18 protein-coding genes and 1 tRNA gene are annotated in these 18336 nt (G+C 50.6%); 10 read left to right on the top strand and 9 right to left on the bottom strand.

The window, feature by feature from the left end:
- Window positions 1-161 precede the first annotated feature (161 nt).
- Both matP and FN037_RS03690 read left to right on the top strand, forming a co-directional pair.
- Window positions 162-614: a macrodomain Ter protein MatP gene (gene matP / locus FN037_RS03695; protein WP_138360501.1), complete on the top strand. Its 453-nt coding sequence runs from the start codon at window positions 162-164 to the stop codon at window positions 612-614.
- A gap of 171 nt (window positions 615-785) precedes the next feature.
- The gene (locus FN037_RS03690) at window positions 786-2003 is read left to right on the top strand and encodes an IS4 family transposase (protein ID WP_142501561.1); all 1218 of its coding nucleotides are present in this window, start codon (window positions 786-788) and stop codon (window positions 2001-2003) included.
- Between the two features lie 56 nt (window positions 2004-2059).
- Here the strand turns inward: FN037_RS03690 and ompA are convergent, their stop codons facing one another.
- Window positions 2060-3130 (bottom strand): porin OmpA, encoded by a 1071-nt coding sequence (gene ompA / locus FN037_RS03685; protein WP_138360502.1) that lies wholly within the window; start codon window positions 3128-3130, stop codon window positions 2060-2062.
- Between the two features lie 362 nt (window positions 3131-3492).
- A complete protein-coding gene (gene sulA / locus FN037_RS03680) occupies window positions 3493-4002 on the bottom strand; it encodes an SOS-induced cell division inhibitor SulA (RefSeq protein WP_138360503.1) in 510 nt (169 codons plus the stop codon).
- A gap of 554 nt (window positions 4003-4556) precedes the next feature.
- On the opposite strand from sulA, the gene FN037_RS03675 reads away from it, so the two are divergent.
- Complete coding sequence (locus FN037_RS03675; protein WP_138360504.1) at window positions 4557-5192, top strand: TfoX/Sxy family DNA transformation protein; 636 nt, start codon at window positions 4557-4559, stop codon at window positions 5190-5192.
- On the opposite strand, the gene yccS is transcribed toward FN037_RS03675, so the two are convergent.
- Entirely contained in the window at window positions 5168-7303 is a 2136-nt protein-coding gene (gene yccS / locus FN037_RS03670; protein ID WP_138360505.1) for a YccS family putative transporter, read from the bottom strand. The two genes, FN037_RS03675 and yccS, sit on opposite strands and share 25 nt — an antisense overlap.
- 17 nt (window positions 7304-7320) lie before the next feature.
- Window positions 7321-7767: a YccF domain-containing protein gene (locus FN037_RS03665; RefSeq protein WP_142501560.1), complete on the bottom strand. Its 447-nt coding sequence runs from the start codon at window positions 7765-7767 to the stop codon at window positions 7321-7323.
- A 122-nt stretch (window positions 7768-7889) separates the two neighbouring features.
- On the opposite strand from FN037_RS03665, the gene helD reads away from it, so the two are divergent.
- A complete protein-coding gene (helD, locus tag FN037_RS03660) occupies window positions 7890-9944 on the top strand; it encodes a DNA helicase IV (RefSeq protein ID WP_138360507.1) in 2055 nt (684 codons plus the stop codon).
- A 28-nt stretch (window positions 9945-9972) separates the two neighbouring features.
- Here the strand turns inward: helD and mgsA are convergent, their stop codons facing one another.
- A complete protein-coding gene (gene mgsA / locus FN037_RS03655) occupies window positions 9973-10431 on the bottom strand; it encodes a methylglyoxal synthase (protein WP_138360508.1) in 459 nt (152 codons plus the stop codon).
- A 154-nt stretch (window positions 10432-10585) separates the two neighbouring features.
- On the opposite strand from mgsA, the gene FN037_RS03650 reads away from it, so the two are divergent.
- Window positions 10586-10999, top strand: coding sequence for a CoA-binding protein (locus FN037_RS03650; RefSeq protein ID WP_138360509.1), 414 nt, complete (start codon window positions 10586-10588; stop codon window positions 10997-10999).
- A 293-nt stretch (window positions 11000-11292) separates the two neighbouring features.
- On the opposite strand, the gene hspQ is transcribed toward FN037_RS03650, so the two are convergent.
- Together hspQ and rlmI are read right to left on the bottom strand one after the other, a co-directional pair.
- Window positions 11293-11610 carry a heat shock protein HspQ gene (gene hspQ, locus FN037_RS03645; RefSeq protein WP_138360510.1) on the bottom strand — a complete coding sequence of 106 codons (318 nt, stop codon included), beginning with the start codon at window positions 11608-11610 and terminating at the stop codon, window positions 11293-11295.
- A 176-nt stretch (window positions 11611-11786) separates the two neighbouring features.
- A complete protein-coding gene (gene rlmI, locus FN037_RS03640; RefSeq protein WP_138360511.1) occupies window positions 11787-12989 on the bottom strand; it encodes a 23S rRNA (cytosine(1962)-C(5))-methyltransferase RlmI in 1203 nt (400 codons plus the stop codon).
- A 188-nt stretch (window positions 12990-13177) separates the two neighbouring features.
- On the opposite strand from rlmI, the gene FN037_RS03635 reads away from it, so the two are divergent.
- Genes FN037_RS03635 through yccX form a run of 3 tightly spaced genes read left to right on the top strand, consistent with a single transcriptional unit; the run spans window position 13178 to window position 14871 of the window.
- Window positions 13178-13732, top strand: a complete 555-nt coding sequence (locus FN037_RS03635) for a YbhB/YbcL family Raf kinase inhibitor-like protein (protein WP_142501874.1) — start codon at window positions 13178-13180, stop codon at window positions 13730-13732.
- Between the two features lie 17 nt (window positions 13733-13749).
- Entirely contained in the window at window positions 13750-14538 is a 789-nt protein-coding gene (locus tag FN037_RS03630) for a helix-turn-helix transcriptional regulator (protein WP_138360512.1), read from the top strand.
- 51 nt (window positions 14539-14589) lie between these two features.
- Window positions 14590-14871 carry an acylphosphatase gene (yccX, locus tag FN037_RS03625; protein WP_138360513.1) on the top strand — a complete coding sequence of 94 codons (282 nt, stop codon included), beginning with the start codon at window positions 14590-14592 and terminating at the stop codon, window positions 14869-14871.
- Here yccX and tusE read toward each other — a convergent pair.
- Both tusE and yccA read right to left on the bottom strand, forming a co-directional pair.
- Entirely contained in the window at window positions 14868-15197 is a 330-nt protein-coding gene (gene tusE / locus FN037_RS03620) for a sulfurtransferase TusE (protein WP_142501559.1), read from the bottom strand. The genes yccX and tusE overlap by 4 nt on opposite strands.
- Before the next feature lie 90 nt (window positions 15198-15287).
- Window positions 15288-15947 (bottom strand): FtsH protease modulator YccA, encoded by a 660-nt coding sequence (gene yccA / locus FN037_RS03615; protein WP_138360515.1) that lies wholly within the window; start codon window positions 15945-15947, stop codon window positions 15288-15290.
- 267 nt (window positions 15948-16214) lie between these two features.
- Between yccA and FN037_RS03610 the strand changes: the two genes are divergently transcribed.
- Both FN037_RS03610 and FN037_RS03605 read left to right on the top strand, forming a co-directional pair.
- The gene (locus FN037_RS03610) at window positions 16215-17843 is read left to right on the top strand and encodes an ABC transporter substrate-binding protein (protein WP_142501558.1); all 1629 of its coding nucleotides are present in this window, start codon (window positions 16215-16217) and stop codon (window positions 17841-17843) included.
- A gap of 143 nt (window positions 17844-17986) precedes the next feature.
- A tRNA-Ser gene (locus FN037_RS03605) sits at window positions 17987-18074 on the top strand.
- The last annotated feature ends 262 nt before the right edge of the window (window positions 18075-18336 follow it).

Below are 18336 nucleotides of genomic sequence, written 5' to 3'. Positions count from 1 at the left end.
AAAACCGGCGATTATACATTATGCAGCGCCTGAGCACACGGGGGATCACGATTGTCACGGTGATAACGAACCTACCCACTTCACGAAAGATGATTTATTCTCAGCACATCAAGAAAAAGCTGATATCCTGAAACGAGTTACACGGTCACATTGAGATCGCAATGAAATATCAACAACTGGAAAATCTTGAAAGCGGCTGGAAATGGGCATATCTGGTAAAAAAACACCGGGAAGGTGAACTTATTACCCGTTACATTGAAGCCAGCGCTGCACAAGCTGCGGTCGATGTATTACTGACGCTCGAAAATGAACCCGTGCAGGTGAATACCTGGATTGAGCAGCATATGAGTCCTGCGTTAGTCAACCGCATGAAGCAGACCATTCGCGCCCGACGCAAGCGTCATTTTAATGCGGAGCATCAGCATACGCGTAAAAAATCTATAGACCTGGAGTTTATGGTCTGGCAGCGTCTTGCTGGCCTTGCGCAAAGGCGGGGTAAGACTTTGTCGGAAACAATTGTGCAACTGATTGAAGATGCTGAACATAAAGAGAAGTATGCCAGCACAATGTCCAGTCTGAAGCATGATCTGCAACGGCTGTTAGGCAAAGAGTGATGTTATAGAGCGGGCGCCGGGCTCATTGTTCTTTGGCGCTGATACTGGTATTAACGTAAAAAAAACCCCGCATCAGCGCTGAGGAATCCCCAGTAATGTGCGGGTGAAAAAAGACAGGCATAGAGTTTTGTGATCTACTGATTGTGCAACCAATTCAATGAGATCACCTCTATGCCTGCTTATCGAGTATGTCAGAATTTCTTCCAGGATGCCTTAGCTCCGTTTCACAAATACCGGCAAAATGCCCTGCTGGATGCCACTGTTGCACTCATTAATGGCGCATCGCTGACGCTGACCAGTATTGGTCGTTATTTACCCGGACCTGCTCAGGTTAAAAATAAAATCAAACGCGTTGATCGTCTGCTCGGCAATGAATCACTTCATCGTGATATTCCTTTGATTTTCAATAATATTATTTCGATGCTGACGCGCCAGTTATCCTTGTGCGTCATTGCTGTTGACTGGAGTGGCTACCCGTCTCAGGAATATCATGTCCTCCGCGCCAGCCTGATTTGCGACGGGCGTTCGCTCCCGTTATTGAGCTGGATCGTTCCCTCAGAAAAACAGCAGAACGCAAAGATCCAAAAAGCGTTCCTTGATGCGCTTGCCGGAGCGGTAAACCCGAAGTCCAGGGTACTTATCGTCACTGATGCTGGCTTCCAGAATGCATGGTTCAATCATATAAAATCGCTGGGCTGGGATTTCATTGGTCGTATCCGGGGTAAGGTAAAGTTCAGGTTACAAAAAACAGGTGGATGCTGGCACGATGTCTCTGATATCAAAGCTGAAAAACATTCACAAATTAAGGCAGGCATACGACCGGTACATCTCGGGTCTGGAACTCTGGGACGGGCAGAATATGCACGCTGTGACGGACACTTTTATCTTCACAAAAAACAAACTCGTGGGCGTAAGCACAAACATTCCCGGTGTCGAATTCATCGTAAATCGCAGGTCCGGGATGCCCGCAAAGCGGCAAAAGAACCCTGGCTTATATTCAGTAGCACAGGTGACTTTAAGCCACGGGAAATCATGAAGTTATACAGTCGCCGTATGCAGATAGAGCAAAACTTCCGGGATGAGAAAAGTGAGCGTTTTGGGTTCGGTTTGCGTGCCAGTTACAGTCGTTCAGCAGGACGTCTTCTTGCGCTGAGTCTGCTGGCAACACTGAGTATAATAGTCCTGTGGCTTATTGGTTATCATGCTGAAAATAAAGGATTACATCTGAGATACCAGGCCAACAGTATTAAATCGCGGCGGGTTATCTCATATTTGACATTAGCGGAGAATGTCCTGCGACACTCCCCGCTAATTTTAAGACGAATGGTGCTGAGCACCCTTCTTAATCATCTCGCCAAAACCTACCGAAGTATGGTGTTGGTTTATTAGCGCTGAGTTTGTGGGGATCCCTCAGCGCATCAGCGGGGTTTTTTTGACAGTATAACTTAAGCCTGCGGCTGAGTTACGACTTCTTTATAACCTTTAACTTCGATCTCTACACGACGATCCGGAGCCAGGCAGTCAATCAGCGCTGCACGTGCTTTCACGTTGTCACAGGTGTTGCCAGTAACTGGATTGGCTTCACCCATACCGCGAGCGGAGATTTTGCTAGCCGGGATACCTTTAGAAACCAGGTAATCAACAACGGACTGAGCACGTTTCTCAGACAGTTTCTGGTTGTAGGCATCAGAACCGATACGGTCGGTATAACCCAGAACCACTGCAGCACCGTCTTTCGGATCCATGTTGCTCAACTGGGTGTACAGCTGATCCAGAGCCTGTTGGCCTTCTGGTTTCAGCGTTGCTTTGTTGAAGTTGAACAGTACGTCAGACTTCAGGGTGAAGTGCTTGGTGGTTACTTCAGGCGCTGGAGCCGGAGCCGGAGCTACGACCGGAGCAACATCATCCTGACCGAAGCGGTAGGAAACGCCGAGGCTCAGCATGCCGTTATCAGGACGGGCACCAACGGTACCAGCGTCGCCGATGTTGTTAACCCACTGGTATTCCAGACGCGTTGCGATATCACGGGTAACGGCCCACTCTAAGCCGCCAGCGAATACCGGGGAAACGCCAGTATCATGTTCGTTACGAGAAACACCGGTAGACGCGTAGTTGCCTTTGGCGTCAGCGCGCCAGACCATACCACCCAGACGGGTGTAGATATCCAGATCGTCAGTGATCGGGTAACCCAGTTTAGCGGTCAGTTGAACGCCCTGAGCTTTGAAAGCACCGTTATCAACGCTGCCTTTGTATTCCATGCGGCCCAGCCAGTCATAACCCATTTCGAAACCGAGGTACGGGTTAACCTGATAACCACCAAACGCACCAGCACCCAGTTGGCTGTTATGGGTCGGGCCGTTATTGCCCTGGAAACCGTTACCGTAAAAACCGGTGTCGTGATACTGGGACCAGCCCAGCTTAGCACCTGCATACCAGGTGTTATCTTTCGGAGCGGCCTGCGCTACGGTAGCGAAGCCAGCCAGTGCCACTGCAATCGCGATAGCTGTCTTTTTCATTTTTTGCGCCTCATTATCATCCAAAATTCGCCATGAAAGTACAAAAGACCTCACGGTTAAATCCTTCACCCGGGGCATGACTTGTTGTTAACTATGCTGATACATGCCAATACATGCAGCGTCAGCCGATCACCCCTGGCGATGTAAAGTCTACAACTTAGTTAGAAACTTACAAGTGTGAACTCCGTCAGGCATATGAAAAAAAAGGGTTGTGTAGGTAATGTTTAATAAATAAGGTTGAATTTAATCAAACAAAAAGTGTCGCGAGACCGCATCAGACAGGCATTTTAACAAAAACGTAAATCAAAAAAGCAAGCCTCGTGCCAGGATAAAAAAAGTTCCAGGATTAATCCTAAATTAACTTAATGATATAGATTTGAGTGAATTTTTAACCCAGAAAATTGTCTCTCCGGCTGGCTGTTATTACTGACTGGACGCATGATGAACCCCATGGCGTGCCCTTCTTCTGCAGCGGCAACCAGTTGCTCGTGCTCTTCAATGCTAAGTTCGTCTGACAACCAGCCAATGACCACACTGTAATTCCCGGTACGCAGTGCCCGAATCATGGATTCAAGTGCGTTATGAGGCGATAGTTGGCTGATCTGCATAACCTTTGATAGCGGCAAACCGGAGGACTGTACCCATTCACGGCTTAGCTTTTGCCGGGGCGTTAGCCAGAGTTGCCAGCGCGATTGTTGCCCAAGCTGCTGTAATAAAGGAAGCAAGAGTAGTTGCGTCATCATGGGTTGATCTTCGCGATAGACTATTTCACTGATCAGCCCGTTAGCGGGTTGTTCGACAGCGTCATGAGAACGACGACATACGGTAGTAGAAGTCAGTGGTAAACGATTTGCGTGCGCTGAAGTAAACATAGTCTATCCCGCCTGTGGGTTACTGTATGCATATACAGTATATGCGGATGGTGAAAAGATCAACCTTATTTTTGTTCTGCTGTGCAAAATTTGCGCTTCATGTCGTGACGACTGAGTGCCCGTTACAATGTGATGTCCACAGTTGTTGAATGTGAATTCATCGTTGCTAATATTGTACGTTGAGTGATGTTATTCTCGATTCTGCTGCTGAATATCCTGTTCATTTTTGTTATTTATATTAATAAAAGAGCGACGTTTGCCTGAGAGAGGCATCATCAGCAGGAAATTTCCTGAAAGCATCTCGCAAAAAAGTAATCTGGTTAAGATGAATACAGGATTCCTGTTGCTGCACAGAGAAAAGTCACTTATTTTCTTGATTAATGGATTCGTTAATCAAATTTTACTGCTATACGCAGAATCATTCGGGATGCATCGTGACCGCGAGCAACACACTCTTCGGAAGCACAGATAAGGATGTGATCGGGTAAGGTGCAAACAACAAAGAAACGATTTGAAGGGATATATATATTTACATGATTAATAAGGGAATAATCATGAAGAAAACTTCGTCTCAAAGGATACATCAGTTCAGGGAGTGCTTATCCCCTCTTGGGATAATAAGTTGTCGGCCTTTATTTGGCGGCTATAGTTTGTCGATAGATAATACGGTTTTTGCCATGATGACGGAGGGCGAAATCTATCTTCGGGTCTGTGAGCAGAGCGTAGAGTACCGTGTTGAACATAAGAGCCCGCTTTTGGTCATCCGGAAGAATGGTCGGCTAACTGCGCTAAAATATTATCATATAAACGAAGCGCTTTGGGATGATAAAGAAATGCTGTACCAACTGTCGGCTTTTTCATTGCAGACAGCGCGGAATGAAAAGCAACAATTGCGCAATTCAGGAAGATTAAAAAACTTGCCAAATATTAGTTTCCATATGGAACTACAGTTGATTAATGTCGGTATAACGGATGAGCAAACGCTACGTGAGATTGGCGCGAAAGAAGCCTGGCTGAAACTGCTAAAAACGAATAAAGCGCTGACGGTTAAAGTGCTTTATTCGTTAGAAGGCGCGGTTGCGGGCGTGCATGTCGCCGCACTCCCTGTACAGCGTCGACAGGAGCTTAAGGAGTGGGCGACCAAACATCAGCGCAAGCGGGATATTTACTCAGTTTGTACTTTGACCTGATGCCGTAGCCGACAGATTTCAGGCAGTAATGCCAGAAGTAAACCGATCTGCTGAAGTACTAAAGGTTCTTTGCTGTCGGCGCGAGGTTCGATATGTTGGATCCGAGTCTGCAGGTTTGCCAAAGCTTGCTGGACTCGGTACTCATCGGCGGGAGTGTGATGCAAAGCATCATCAACATAACAAACGGCATCATCCAGTAGCGCCAGCATATCTGGCGTTGTCAGTTTTTCTCGATGGGCGCCGAGAGCCGAAATATAACTGGTAAATGTATGATTCAGGCACAATAAACGAAAGGCGATTTCTCGCATTGCGGCGTCCGCTCTCGGTTCGGTGGATAAATTTGATATTACCGATGCCAGCTCACCATCCCGGTTGTGCGCAGCTCGTCGCGCGATACGATAGGCAAGGCGATTATCCCGTCCCTGGTGATATTGCTCAAGAATAGCATCCAGATACCGGCAGTTGGCGTTAATTGCCTGCTCAAGCACGCGTGGCAAATTGCGGAATTTCCAGTCGGGCCAAATGAAGCTGACGGCCGCCCAGGCGATGGCGCAGCCGATAAGCGTGTCCACTATACGCGGTAGGGCAACTTCAAAGCCTTCCCCCAGTAGGTTAAAGCACAGCAGGACCAGCAGCGTGATGAACATTGTCGCGTGGGCGTATTGTACATTACGGAAAGCAAAGAACAGCACGCCGGTCAAAACAATCAACAGCAACTGGCCTTCAATGGACGGGACAAGCAGAAGTACTGGCAGGCCTATCGCCACGCCAATCAGGGTACCGATTATCCTGAGCGCCAGCCGGTGGCGAGTGGCGTTATAGTTTGGCTGGCAAACAAACAAACTGGTCAATAATATCCAGTAGCCATGGTTCAGGCCGGTAAGCTGGATAAAAGCGTAACCCGTGCACAGCACGAATGACATCCGAACCGCATGACGAAACAGGGCAGACTCCGGGGACATATTACTGCGTAACCGCAGCCAGATATCACTAAACCCATTAGGTTGATCGTCTGCCAGCAGATTTTCTGTACTGGCGCCGGGCTGAACGATCGTTTGGGAGGACTCAATGGTTGCCAGTTGTGCATCAATAGCCCGCAGATTATTGAGCAAAAAGCCCAGAGCCTTGACTTGTTCTTCTGGTGCTCCGCTAGCCCGGACGCGATCGAGAGCGGCATCAAGATGCATAAATGCGCGTTCAAAGTGAGCATCATGCTGATAAGGTTCACGTAAGAGAATAGCGCGTGATAGCTTCTGGCACGCCTGCGCTTGCATGGATAACATCCGCTGGAAACGGAACATGACATCGCTATAGCGGAAGTGATCGCGCAGGGTCTGGTATTGAATATGCGATGAGCTGGCACGCTCATGAATATCCTGCGCCACGAAGTAGTACTGTAAGGTACGGCGAGTTCCTCGTTGACCGCGATCGCCGCGCAGGCGCGTCAGTAGCGAGGTTTTCGTCATATTTAGCGTGGTGACTAACTGCCCGTTGGCTATCGCCAGATCATATAGCGGAGCCTGGCTTTCATCTTCAATATCGGGATCGAACAGGCGTGACTTGAGTTCCAGATAGTGGGCCAGTTGCTCATAACTACGGGCGAGGTTGTCCTGCAAGGGACGGATGGGGAAGATAAGATGTCCGGCGAGTGTGAGTAAATTATACCAGACTGCGCCCGCCAGCAAAAACAACGGCTGAAGGTACCACTGACTGTAGAGGGTCACTCCCAACATGGTATAGATGGCGATTAACAAAGCGCCAAAGGCGATTGTTGCGTAGCGCTGCCCCAGTCCGCCAAGCAAAATAAAGCCGATCGTTGAAGCCGTTAACCCTGGTGCAAATAGCCAGGGCCAGGGAAAGAGAAGCTCCACGGACGCTGAAGCAATAAAGAAGCACACGAGGGTAATAGCCAGATTCCGCAGGCGTCCTGTCAGTCGGTCATCAAGGTCGGTCAGCGCAGCAGCCACCACGCCGAGGGTTAAAGGGATGGTCAGTTTTACTTCGCCAAGCCACCATGGGAATGCGGTCGTACCGCAGAGTGCAATAAAGATCCTGATGTTATATAACCAGGCGCTGTTCCAGGTGTAGCGGCGTAGCAGGGGGCTAAGCATTTCGGAGTTCCATTCAATTACTGAAATCGACGACGGGCATTGGCTTCACGTGCGGCACGGGCGGTTTCAACAGAGACCACGCGGCGACCCACAGGCCACAGAGCAATCGCTGCGATTTTAAAATTCGCGATCCCGACAGGGATACCGATGATCGTCAGGCACTGCGTGATGCCACAGAAAATATGCATCAGGCATAGCCACCAGCCAAAGAAAATAAACCATACAATATTCAGCAGCGTCCCTCCCGCGTTTAGCAGGTTATTTTTCCCCTGGGGATCAAGTTCATCAACATGAATGGCTTCATTCCCGTAAGGAATCAGGGAAAGTTTGGTTATTTCCCAGCATGAGCGAGTGAGCGGCAGCGTAAAGATGAGCACGATGCTGACCAGCGTTGCCAGTAGCCAGCCGAGGGTGGTGGCGAAACCGCCAAGGATAAAGTTTAAAATATTCAGAACGGTACGCATAAACCCTCTGTTTCATTCCGTGGATAATAAGACCCGACCATTGTAGCGTTTTTTGCGCTGGAGCACCCGGTCGCTGGCGGTTAAACTTAAAAACATCCAATCTGATTGAAATTCGACATTATATGGAACTTAAAGCGACAACATTGGGCAAACGCATGGCGCAGCATCCTTATGACCGGGTGCAACTGCTTAATGCCGGGGTAAAGATTTCCGGTGATAACCATGAGTATCTTATACCTTTCAATCAGTTATTGTCTGTCAATTGTAAACGCGGGCTGGTATGGGGCGAGCTGGAATTTGTCCTTCCCGACGATAAAGTTGTGCGTTTGCATGGCACCGAATGGAACGAAACCCAACGATTTTATCACCACATGAATACGCTCTGGCAGCAGTGGAGCAAGGAAATGAGCGAAATTGCCGCTGATGTACTTCGCCAGCAACTGGCGGAGGTGGCGCGTTCCAGCGCTGATGGTAAATGGCTGACGCGTGAGCAGGTTTCAGGTATTCAGAGTAAAATACGCCATGCTATCAGTGGATTACCGGTGCCGACACGCCGCCTTGATACTTTTGATAACTGTCGGGAGCTGTGGCGGCAATGCCAGAGTTGGTTGAGCGATACGGAAAAGGCCAGACTCATTCATAACCAGTCATTTACCGAATCAATGCTGGAACAATATCGAGGTTTTTTTGCCGGTGTGGAGTCATCGCCGCTGAATCCTGCTCAGGCGCGTGCAGTAGTGAATGGCGAACCTTCAGTGTTAGTCCTTGCCGGTGCCGGAAGTGGTAAAACCTCGGTTTTAGTTGCGCGCGCGGGCTGGCTATTGATGCGGGGAGAAGCGGCTCCTGAGCAGATCATGCTACTGGCATTTGGTCGCCAGGCGGCGCAGGAGATGGATGAACGTATCCGCGAACGCCTGGGGACAGACGAAATTTCCGCGCGGACGTTTCATGCTCTGGCTCTGCAGATTATTCAGCAAGGGAGTAAAAAGGTTCCGACAATTAGCAAGCTGGAGAGCGACAGCGGCGCGCGACAGAAACTGTTAGTACAGAGCTGGCAGCAGCAATGCCAGGAGAAGAAAGCGCAGGCTAAAGGGTGGCGTCTGTGGCTGGAAGAAGAAATGAACTGGCAAATCCCGGAAGGCGCTTTCTGGCAGGATCAAAAGCTACAGCGCAGGATCGCCAGTCGTCTTGATCGTTGGGTTAGCCTGATGCGTATGCATGGCGGCTCGCAGGCGGAGATGATCGCGGGCGCCCCGGAGGAGGTGCGCGACCTTTTTAGCAAGCGCGTGAAGCTGATGGCGCCATTGCTTAAAACGTGGAAAACGGCGTTAAAGGATGAAAATGCCGTCGATTTTTCCGGCCTGATTCATCAGGCGATTAATATTCTTGATAAAGGGCGGTTTGTCAGTCCGTGGAAGCATATTCTGGTTGACGAGTTCCAGGACATCTCTCCCCTGCGGGCCGCCTTACTTGCTGCGTTACGCCGACAAAATAGTCAGACCACGTTATTTGCCGTTGGCGATGACTGGCAGGCTATCTATCGTTTTAGTGGGGCTCAGCTCTCCCTGACTACTGCTTTTAATCACTATTTTGGCGAAGGGGATTGCTGTGCGCTGGATACCACCTACCGATTTAACCGTCGGATAGGCGAGGTAGCGAACGGATTTATCCAGCAAAATCCCCATCAGTTGACGAAACCGCTAAACAGTCTGGTTGCCGGGGATAAAAAAGCGGTAACGCTGCTGGCGGAAAACAAGCTTGATGACCTGCTTGATAAGATGAGTGGTTATGTAAAACAGGAACAGAGGATTTTACTGCTGGCTCGTTACCATCATTTGAAACCGGCGGCGTTGGATAAAGCCGCCACGCGCTGGCCGCACCTGCAGCTCGATTTTATGACGATCCATGCCAGTAAAGGGCAGCAGGCAGATTACGTCATCATTTTGGGGCTTCAGGATGGGGATGATGGGTTTCCGGCACCGGCACGGGAGTCAATTATGGAGCAGGCATTATTACCGCAACCAGAGGATTTTCCCGATGCTGAAGAGCGACGTTTGTTATATGTTGCTCTCACTCGTGCTCGCTTACGCGTGTGGCTATTGTTTAACAAAGAACAACCGTCACCGTTTGTTGACATGTTAGCGGCGCTCGATGTGCCTGTGGCGAGAAAACCATAATGACTGGCGGCTTTGCCGCCAGCGTGGGTTATTTCAGACGCTCGGCGAGGTAGCGCTGATAATCAGGGATCAAAATATCAACAGAATCGTTGAAGCCCGGAGACTGGATAATAAAGTCGGCTGTAGAAGCATTCGTGGCAACCGGAATATTCCATACCGTTGCCAGACGCAATAGAGCTTTAACATCCGGGTCGTGAGGGACCGCATTTAACGGATCCCAGAAGAAAATCAATACATCGATCTTTCCTTCTGATATCAGCGCGCCTACCTGCTGGTCGCCGCCCATTGGGCCGCTCAGCATGGCGCGAACTTCCAGCCCGGTAGCACGTGAAACCAGATTACCAGTCGTTCCCGTTGCTGATAGAGTATGTTGAGCCAGTAGTTGCTGGTGGCGCTCAACCCATTTCATCAGCATCTCTTTGCAGTGATCGTGAGCAACCAGCGCAATATGTTTGCGCGCTGGCAAGGTTCGTGTTGTGAGTTCCATTATTTCTTTCCACATTTTAGCCTGTAGACAGATTACTGGAAGTGACTGCTGCTGCAAGTGTCGGGATGAAAAAATTTGACGCATCTGCCGGGCAGGACCCATGCTGGTTTATCCGGATTAGCATACACTTGGGCTAAATAGCTGGAGGATGAAGATGAAAGAGAACGATATTGCAGGCATTCTGACCTCAACGAAAACTATCGCCCTGGTCGGAGCGAGTGACAAACCCGATCGCCCAAGCTATCGGGTGATGAAGTATCTTCTGGAACAAGGATATCACGTTATTCCCGTCTCCCCGAAGGTGGCGGGAACCTCGTTGCTGGGGCAAAAGGGTTACGCCACGCTGGCAGAGGTGGAGGAAAAAGTCGACATGGTGGATGTTTTTCGTCATTCAGAAGCCGCATGGGGCGTCGCGCAGGAGGCGGTGGCTATCGGCGCGAAAACGCTATGGTTACAACTGGGGGTGATCAATGAACAGGCTGCTGTCCTGGCCCGGGATGCGGGACTTAACGTGGTAATGGATCGTTGTCCGGCAATTGAGATCCCGCGTTTGGGGCTGGCTAAATAGACTAAATCCCGTCATATAGGGCGGTTCAGGAACCGTTGATCGCATCTTAAACTGCGGCGCTATAACTTTATGGCGTCGTCTGCTTGTTCAGAGAAAATCAGCCCGGGCCTGGGGGCAACGCTTTTACCCAGAACCGATATGTCTGGAGACTGTCGCGGAGTCGACCAATAAAACTCCGTCGGGCAAGCTAATATGTCGAAGGTCGGTTGTTTCATCCGGCATTATTTCATCATGGATGCAGGGTTGGGAGATTTTTTTATCAGCCAGATATGGCTATTCGCGCGTTGTTAAAATTAATTACGCAGCGCTGGCGCCAGAAGCTGCTGGCGAATCGTTCTTGCCAGTTCATCCATTGAGGGTTGTTCCGGATGTTCATCGCGGGATTCGCTGCTTAGCTGTGCTTCCGCGAGGTATGTGTGAACCGGCCGACCGAGATCATCTTCCATCACCACATGATACCAGGGTGCCATGCGCAGTTTATCATTAGCGGCGATTTCATCTTCTTCCGGCTCCGTGAGCGAGTACTCTGGATCAACATCAACTACCACGCCCAGGTAGCCCAGAAGCGTGTGGCGAACTTGTTGGCCGATACCGAATTTGCTGGCTATCATAAGCGCCTCCCGGGAGATATTATTCCCTGCTATACCTGTCATACTTCAAGCTGTACGTGTATTGGTCAGGATTACCTGGCTCATCCCTGAGCGCTCCCCTTCAGGGCCAACAACGTTTTGTCCTGCGGCTTGAATCAGTTGGGGTATATATGCGGGCCGATTCTCCACTTTTCAAGTTACATGATGCGACAGGCAAATCCTTTCAGATACAGCCCTTCCGGGTAGGTTGCAATCACCGGATGATCGGCGGCCTGGCGGAACTGTTCTATAAATTGTACATCACGTCCGGCATCAATTGCGGCATCGGCAATGATTTTCTGAAATAAATCACTGGTCATCAGGCCGGAGCAGGAAAACGTCAGCAACACGCCGCCAGGGTTCAAAAGCTGGATCGCCAGCATATTGATATCTTTATAGCCGCGACAGGCCCCCATCAGTTGGCTTTTGTTTTCAACGAATTTTGGTGGGTCCATCACAATAACGTCGAATTTCTCGCCGGAATCGCGATATTTACGCAGTAGCTTGAATACATCGTCGCGGACGAACTCTGCTTTTGCCAGATCGAGTTTATTCAGCATAACATTCTGTTTTGCGACGTCCAGGGCTTCCTGAGACGTATCGACACTCACAACCTGGCGGCAGCCGCCCATCAGTGCGGAGATGGCAAAACCGCCGGTATAGGAGAAGCAGTTCAGCACGCGTTTATCCGCAACGTAGCGGCGAGTTGCCAGGCGGCTGTCCCGCTGGTCGAGGTAGTAGCCGGTTTTGTGCCCGCCCTGAATATCCACCAGCAGCTGCATTCCGTGTTCGGTAATCGGCAGCAAAGCTGGCGGCAGTTCGCCGACTATCGGTCCCTGCGTCAGCGCCAGCCCCTCTTTTTTACGCACGGCGACATCGCTGCGATCGTAGATTGAGCCGTTCGGGAACAGCTTTTGTAGTGCGCTGATAATCGGCGCACGCTGGTATTCCGCACCGGCGCTCAGTAACTGCAAAACAAAAAAGTCACCAAAACGGTCGATGGTGACGCCTGGCAGGCCATCGGATTCACCGGCGATCAGACGATAGCTGTCAAGGCCGTCACGGGTCGCCAGCCACTGGCGCCAGATTTGCGCCTGCTGCAGGCGTCGCTCAAAAAAGGCGTTATCAATGTCTTCGCTGCGGTCAAAACTCCAGACGCGGGCGCGGATCTGCGAGGAAGGGGAGTACGCGCCGCGGGCCAGCCATTTCCCTTGAGAATCAACGATATCGATAGTTTCTCCGGCATGGGCTTTGCCTTCCATCCGCGCGACGGCGCCGGAGAAAATCCACGGATGGCGACGCAGCAGGGATTTCTCGCGTCCTTTAGTTAACACTAAGCGGGGGAATATGGAATCTGTCATGGAGCTACCTTTAAGTAACGGATGTCGGCACCGAAAAAATGGCGCGTAGGTTAGCACAAGTGGCTGAGGCAAGCACTATTCCATCGGCATTGACAGGTGAGCGTTTCGGCACAAAATGCAGGCGCTTTGGCATAATAAAAATCACGCCGGGATCTTACCGTATTTTCTCACCCAACGGAGGAAATATGATGAAAACAGGATTGAAATTAGCTGTCGCGATGATGGCGATCATAAGCAGTACGGCGACTGCTGCGCCATTTAGCATCAGCAGCACGGATATGCGCGATGGCAAGCCTCTGGCCCTGACGCACTGGTTTAGCGGATTCGGCTGTAGCGGTGGTAATATTTCACCGCAAATTGCATGGAAAAACGCGCCCGCTGATACTCGCAGCTTTGCGGTAACCGTTTATGATCCGGACGCGCCGACCGGCAGCGGCTGGTGGCACTGGACGGTGGTGAATATTGCCAGGCAGGTAACCCGTTTAGCCGCTGGCGCCGGGGACAAAGATAACGCTAAACTGCCTGCCGGGGCGGTACAAGGGCGTAATGACTTTGGCTATGCGGGTTTTGGCGGCCCTTGTCCGCCTGCTGGAGATAAACCTCATCGTTACCGCTTTACCGTGTGGGCGCTTGATACGGCGACATTGCCCATTGATACCGGGTCCGGCGGGGCGTTAGTCGGTTTTATGTTGCATAGCCATGCAATCGCCAGCGCGCAGTTAACCGCCATTGCTGGACGATAAATTAACAAGGCGGTCTGATGCGGAACATTCATTTTCACCATAAGGCTTTAACGGCGACGGAAATTACCTCCCGGCGTTTATATAAGCTGCACCGTGTTACGCTTTTTTCTCCTGCGCTATGTCGGGTAACGCGCGGCAGTAAGGTGATTGTGCAGGGAGTCAGTCAGATGCTGGCTACGCCGCAGCAGCTAATAATTTTGCCGTCAGGGGTTGAACTTGACGTTATTAACCAGCCGGAGAATGGACTATTTTGCTCCGAGCTGTTGTTATTAACCCCGGAATTGTTAGCTGATTTTAAGGCTCGCTATATGAACGAGCCGCAGGGCGGGCGTCTGACCTCGCTCTGCGCACCGCTGGCTTCTGAACTGGCGTTTATGTGGCAGAGTGTTTTGCAGGCCGTGCGTGAAGAGGTTTCCGCAGAGTTACAGCATCATCAGGCGATGGGATTGCTATTGGCGCTGTACCAGGCGGGTTACGCATGGCCGCTTCTCAAAGAACGGCATGAAGATTTAACCGGTCAGGTAAGGCAAATTATTATGCTGTCACCCGGCGAGTCGTGGAGTGTTGCGAAAGTGGCTAAGATGCTGTTTGTTGGCGAATCAACCCTTCGCCGCCGTTTACGGCAGGAATCCCGCAGTTTCCGCCAGATAGTGGAAGAGGTGCGTATGGCCTATGCTTTGGGACAACTGCAGTCGACGTCAAGGCCGATCGGCGAAATTGCGCAAAACAGCGGCTATCTCTCCGGATCGCGCTTTAGTGCACGTTTTCGTCAGCATTATGGATTATTGCCAAAACATGTACGCTGAAAGTATTTGCTATCCTCAGCATTATGTCATTAGCCGGAAAGGAGAGTGAGAATGACGACTGTCTGTACTATGGCGTGGGTATACGGCTCTGTTCAGGGCGTCGGGTTTCGTTACTCAACTCAGCGTGAGGCGCTACAGCTCGGGCTAACGGGGTACGCGCGCAATCTTGACGACGGTGGTGTGGAGGTTCTTGCCTGTGGCGAGGCGGAGAAAGTGGCACAGCTGATTGCCTGGTTGAAAGCAGGCGGGCCCCGTAGCGCGCGGGTTGACAAGGTTCTCACTGAACCCCATCAGCCCACCAGAGAGTGGCAAAAATTCGCCATTCTGTATTAGATGCACTTGACCGGTTTAGGCAGGCCGGCGATTTTTGTCGCCTGCTTAGCCGGGCCTTTCGGGAACAGGCGGTAGAGATAACGGCTGTTGCCTTTCTCTTCGCCGAACGTGTTCGCCATGGCCTTCACCAGCATGCGAATGGCCGGCGACGTATTGAATTCCAGATAAAAGTTACGCACAAAGCGCACCACTTCCCAGTGCTCAACGGACAGAGTGATGCCCTCCTGTTCAGCGATAACTGCCGCCATCGCTTCACTCCACTGGGTCGTATCCTTCAGATAACCTTCGCTATCGGTCTTGATTTCATTGCCTTCAAAGATAAACATAATTTTCATATACCGCTGAAACTACTCGCGGCAGTGTAGCAAAAAATAAGGCCCTGCATAAGCAGGGCCTCGGAACAGTCGGGAAGTACGTTAATCTCTGCTGGCGAAGCCAAGAATGCTCAGCAAGCTGACGAAGATGTTGTACAGCGAGACGTACAGGCTAACGGTCGCGCGGATGTAGTTAGTTTCACCGCCGTGGATGATGTTGCTGGTTTCAAACAGGATCGCGCCTGAAGAAATCAGGATAAATACCGCGCTGATTGCCAGGTGCAGAGCCGGGAGCTGCAGGAAAATGTTCGCCACCATCCCGATCAGCACCACCACTACGCCCGCCATCAGCATACCGCCGAGGAAGGACATATCTTTACGGGTGGTCAGCACGTAGGCTGAGCAGCAGAAGAACACCAGCGCGGTGCCACCCAGCGCCAGGCCGATCACATCGCCCATGCCTGCAGACAGGTAGGCATTCAGCATCGGCCCCAGGATATAGCCCAGAAAACCGGTAAAGGCGAACGCAGAAATGATACCCGTTGGTTTATCCGCCGTTTTATAGGTCAGGAACATCAGGCCGTACATACCGACCAGCGTCAGAATCAGACCCGGAGAGGGCAGCATCAGCACCGTGCTGGCTGTGGCAGTAATAGCGGAAAATGCCAGCGTCAGGCTAAGCAGGAAATAGGTGTTACGCAGAACTTTGTGCGTGCTGAGCAGCGATGAACGGTCACGCGACGATGTAATTATACGATCCATGAGTCACTCTCTTATGACAGATGTAATTAATAATGAAGCATAAAAAAAACATGGCTGCCGCCATAGTGCTTTTACCCATCTTTACTCAAAACCTGGCGATTGTATTCAGCATATTATTTCAGATTATATGGCGTAAGTAGCATGCTTATACATTCATCTTCTTAAATCCAGATCTAAATCTGATAACTTACTGAAAAATATTGCGTTATATCCATTGTATGATTAAGTCTGGATAGGGTACAAACGAAACATAATCAAGGCAAGGACATGAAATCACAAAAATATAATCACATCACACGCGTATTGCTGGCAGTCGGCCTGTTCTCAATGGCCACGCCGGCACTAACCGCTCAGGTGCCACCGGGAACGGTACTGGCAGAGAAGCAGGAGTTAGTCAGAAATAACGGTAGCGAGCCATCGTCGCTGGATCCGCAGAAAGTGGAAAGCGATGTTGAATTCAATATTGTCAGCGATCTCTTCGAAGGACTGGTCAGCGTTTCACCGACTGGGGAGATTCAGCCCCGGCTGGCGGAGAAGTGGGAGAATAAAGATAACACCGTCTGGACGTTCCATCTGCGCCCTGGGATAACCTGGTCAGATGGCACGGCGATTACGGCGCAGGATATTGTCTGGAGCTGGCAGCGTCTGGTATCGCCGCTTACGGCGTCTCCTTATGCAAGCTATCCCGGCAATATGCATATTGTTAACGCGGCAGATATCGCACAGGGTAAAAAAGCGCCTGAGACACTGGGGGTAAAAGCAATTGACGACGCGACCCTTGAAGTGACGTTAAACCAGCCAAATGCGGCGTTTCTCTCGATGCTGGCGCACCCGTCTTTGGTTCCGCTCGATAAAGTGTTGATATCCCGTTACGGCGATAAGTGGACCAAACCGGAGCATATGGTGACCAGCGGGCCTTATAAGCTGTCTCAGTGGGTGGTGAATGAACGCATTGTCGCTGAGCGTAATCCGCGTTACTGGGACAATGCACATACCGTGATCAACAAGGTGACATATCTGCCGATAAGCTCTGAATCCGCTGACGTCAACCGCTATAAAGCCGGGGAGATCGACATAGTTTATACCGTGCCGATTAATCAGTTCGCTCAGTTAAAAAAAACCATGGGCGATCAACTGAATGTTTCACCGCAACTGGCGACCTATTATTACGAATTTAATACCACCAGGCCGCCGTTTAACGACCCGCGCGTACGGCAGGCGCTGAATATGGCCCTCGATAAAAACATTATCGCCGATAAGGTGCTGGGGCAGGGGCAGCGCCCGGCCTGGCTTATCAGTCAGCCTGATATCGGCGGCGTGAAACTGCACAATCCGGATTATGCCAGTTGGCCGCGCGATAAACGTATCGCCGAGGCGAAAAAACTGCTGAACGCGGCGGGATATAGCGATACTCATCCGTTGGTGTTTAATCTGCTTTATAACACTTCGGAATCGCACCAGCGGATTGCCATAGCCGCCAGTTCGATGTGGAAAAAGAACCTTGGCGTTGAGGCAAAGCTGCAAAATCAGGAGTGGAAGACCATGCTGGACACGATGCATACGCATAATTTTGATGCCGTGCGCTACGCGTGGATTGCCGATTATGATGATGCTTCTACCTTCCTGAATAACTTCCGTACCGGTGATAGCGAGAACACCAGTCAGTACAGCAACCCTGCCTATGATGACGCGTTGCGTAATGCGGCGAAAGCGCCTGATACGGCGACGCGCGGCAAGTTTTATCAGCAGGCGGAGGATATATTGGGCAAAGATGTGCCAGCCATTCCAGTTTATCACTATGTGCGTACGCACCTGGTGAAGCCGTGGGTCGGGGGATTCACGCCTGACAGGCTGGGGTATTACTACACCAAAGATATGTACATCAAAAAACACTAATGCGGAGAGGACGGTTTGCGTCGAAATTTTGCGCGAACCGCATGAATTTCAGACGAATAGCGCATTTTTGTTTATTTTTAAGGCGGTTGAACAAAATCGTACTTTACAGGCTGAACAGAGGTGTTTATAGTGCGCCCCATACCGGAAGCGTGGCCGAGCGGTTGAAGGCACCGGTCTTGAAAACCGGCGACCCGAAAGGGTTCTAGAGTTCGAATCTCTACGCTTCCGCCAAATAAAACAAGGGGTTATCGAAAGGTAACCCCTTGTTGCTTTTGTCGTTTAACCCATAAGTTGATATGGTCTACATTTGTTGTAAAGTAAAACCTCTACATATAGAGAGGATTAGCAAGAGAACACGAAAAGGGTTCATTTGCCGCTCCTTCAGCAAAATGTGGCAATCCAACTTATCACTGGTGGCTATTTGCAGCGGTTCTTTATATGTGGCGATAGATAATCACCACATCAGAAATGTTACTGGCTCCCTCAGATCGAA

The organism is Klebsiella sp. 2680 (assembly GCF_900198535.1).
In the GTDB taxonomy this organism is placed as follows: Bacteria; Pseudomonadota; Gammaproteobacteria; order Enterobacterales; family Enterobacteriaceae; genus Klebsiella; species Klebsiella indica.
This window is presented reverse-complemented; position numbering and strand designations above follow the sequence as displayed.

What these genes read in the sequence shown, in the direction of transcription:
- FN037_RS03630 (WP_138360512.1), top strand. Translation starts at nt 13,750, where the DNA reads ATGCGGAACATTCATTTTCACCATAAGGCTTTAACGGCGACGGAAATT.
- yccS (WP_138360505.1), bottom strand. Translation starts at nt 7,303, where the DNA reads ATGCTTAGCCCCCTGCTACGCCGCTACACCTGGAACAGCGCCTGGTTA.
- yccX (WP_138360513.1), top strand. Translation starts at nt 14,590, where the DNA reads ATGACGACTGTCTGTACTATGGCGTGGGTATACGGCTCTGTTCAGGGC.
- FN037_RS03690 (WP_142501561.1), top strand. Translation starts at nt 786, where the DNA reads ATGCCTGCTTATCGAGTATGTCAGAATTTCTTCCAGGATGCCTTAGCT.
- matP (WP_138360501.1), top strand. Translation starts at nt 162, where the DNA reads ATGAAATATCAACAACTGGAAAATCTTGAAAGCGGCTGGAAATGGGCA.
- rlmI (WP_138360511.1), bottom strand. Translation starts at nt 12,989, where the DNA reads ATGACAGATTCCATATTCCCCCGCTTAGTGTTAACTAAAGGACGCGAG.
- tusE (WP_142501559.1), bottom strand. Translation starts at nt 15,197, where the DNA reads ATGTTTATCTTTGAAGGCAATGAAATCAAGACCGATAGCGAAGGTTAT.
- helD (WP_138360507.1), top strand. Translation starts at nt 7,890, where the DNA reads ATGGAACTTAAAGCGACAACATTGGGCAAACGCATGGCGCAGCATCCT.
- FN037_RS03665 (WP_142501560.1), bottom strand. Translation starts at nt 7,767, where the DNA reads ATGCGTACCGTTCTGAATATTTTAAACTTTATCCTTGGCGGTTTCGCC.
- FN037_RS03675 (WP_138360504.1), top strand. Translation starts at nt 4,557, where the DNA reads ATGAAGAAAACTTCGTCTCAAAGGATACATCAGTTCAGGGAGTGCTTA.
- hspQ (WP_138360510.1), bottom strand. Translation starts at nt 11,610, where the DNA reads ATGATAGCCAGCAAATTCGGTATCGGCCAACAAGTTCGCCACACGCTT.
- FN037_RS03610 (WP_142501558.1), top strand. Translation starts at nt 16,215, where the DNA reads ATGAAATCACAAAAATATAATCACATCACACGCGTATTGCTGGCAGTC.
- sulA (WP_138360503.1), bottom strand. Translation starts at nt 4,002, where the DNA reads ATGTTTACTTCAGCGCACGCAAATCGTTTACCACTGACTTCTACTACC.
- FN037_RS03635 (WP_142501874.1), top strand. Translation starts at nt 13,178, where the DNA reads ATGAAAACAGGATTGAAATTAGCTGTCGCGATGATGGCGATCATAAGC.
- FN037_RS03650 (WP_138360509.1), top strand. Translation starts at nt 10,586, where the DNA reads ATGAAAGAGAACGATATTGCAGGCATTCTGACCTCAACGAAAACTATC.
- yccA (WP_138360515.1), bottom strand. Translation starts at nt 15,947, where the DNA reads ATGGATCGTATAATTACATCGTCGCGTGACCGTTCATCGCTGCTCAGC.
- ompA (WP_138360502.1), bottom strand. Translation starts at nt 3,130, where the DNA reads ATGAAAAAGACAGCTATCGCGATTGCAGTGGCACTGGCTGGCTTCGCT.
- mgsA (WP_138360508.1), bottom strand. Translation starts at nt 10,431, where the DNA reads ATGGAACTCACAACACGAACCTTGCCAGCGCGCAAACATATTGCGCTG.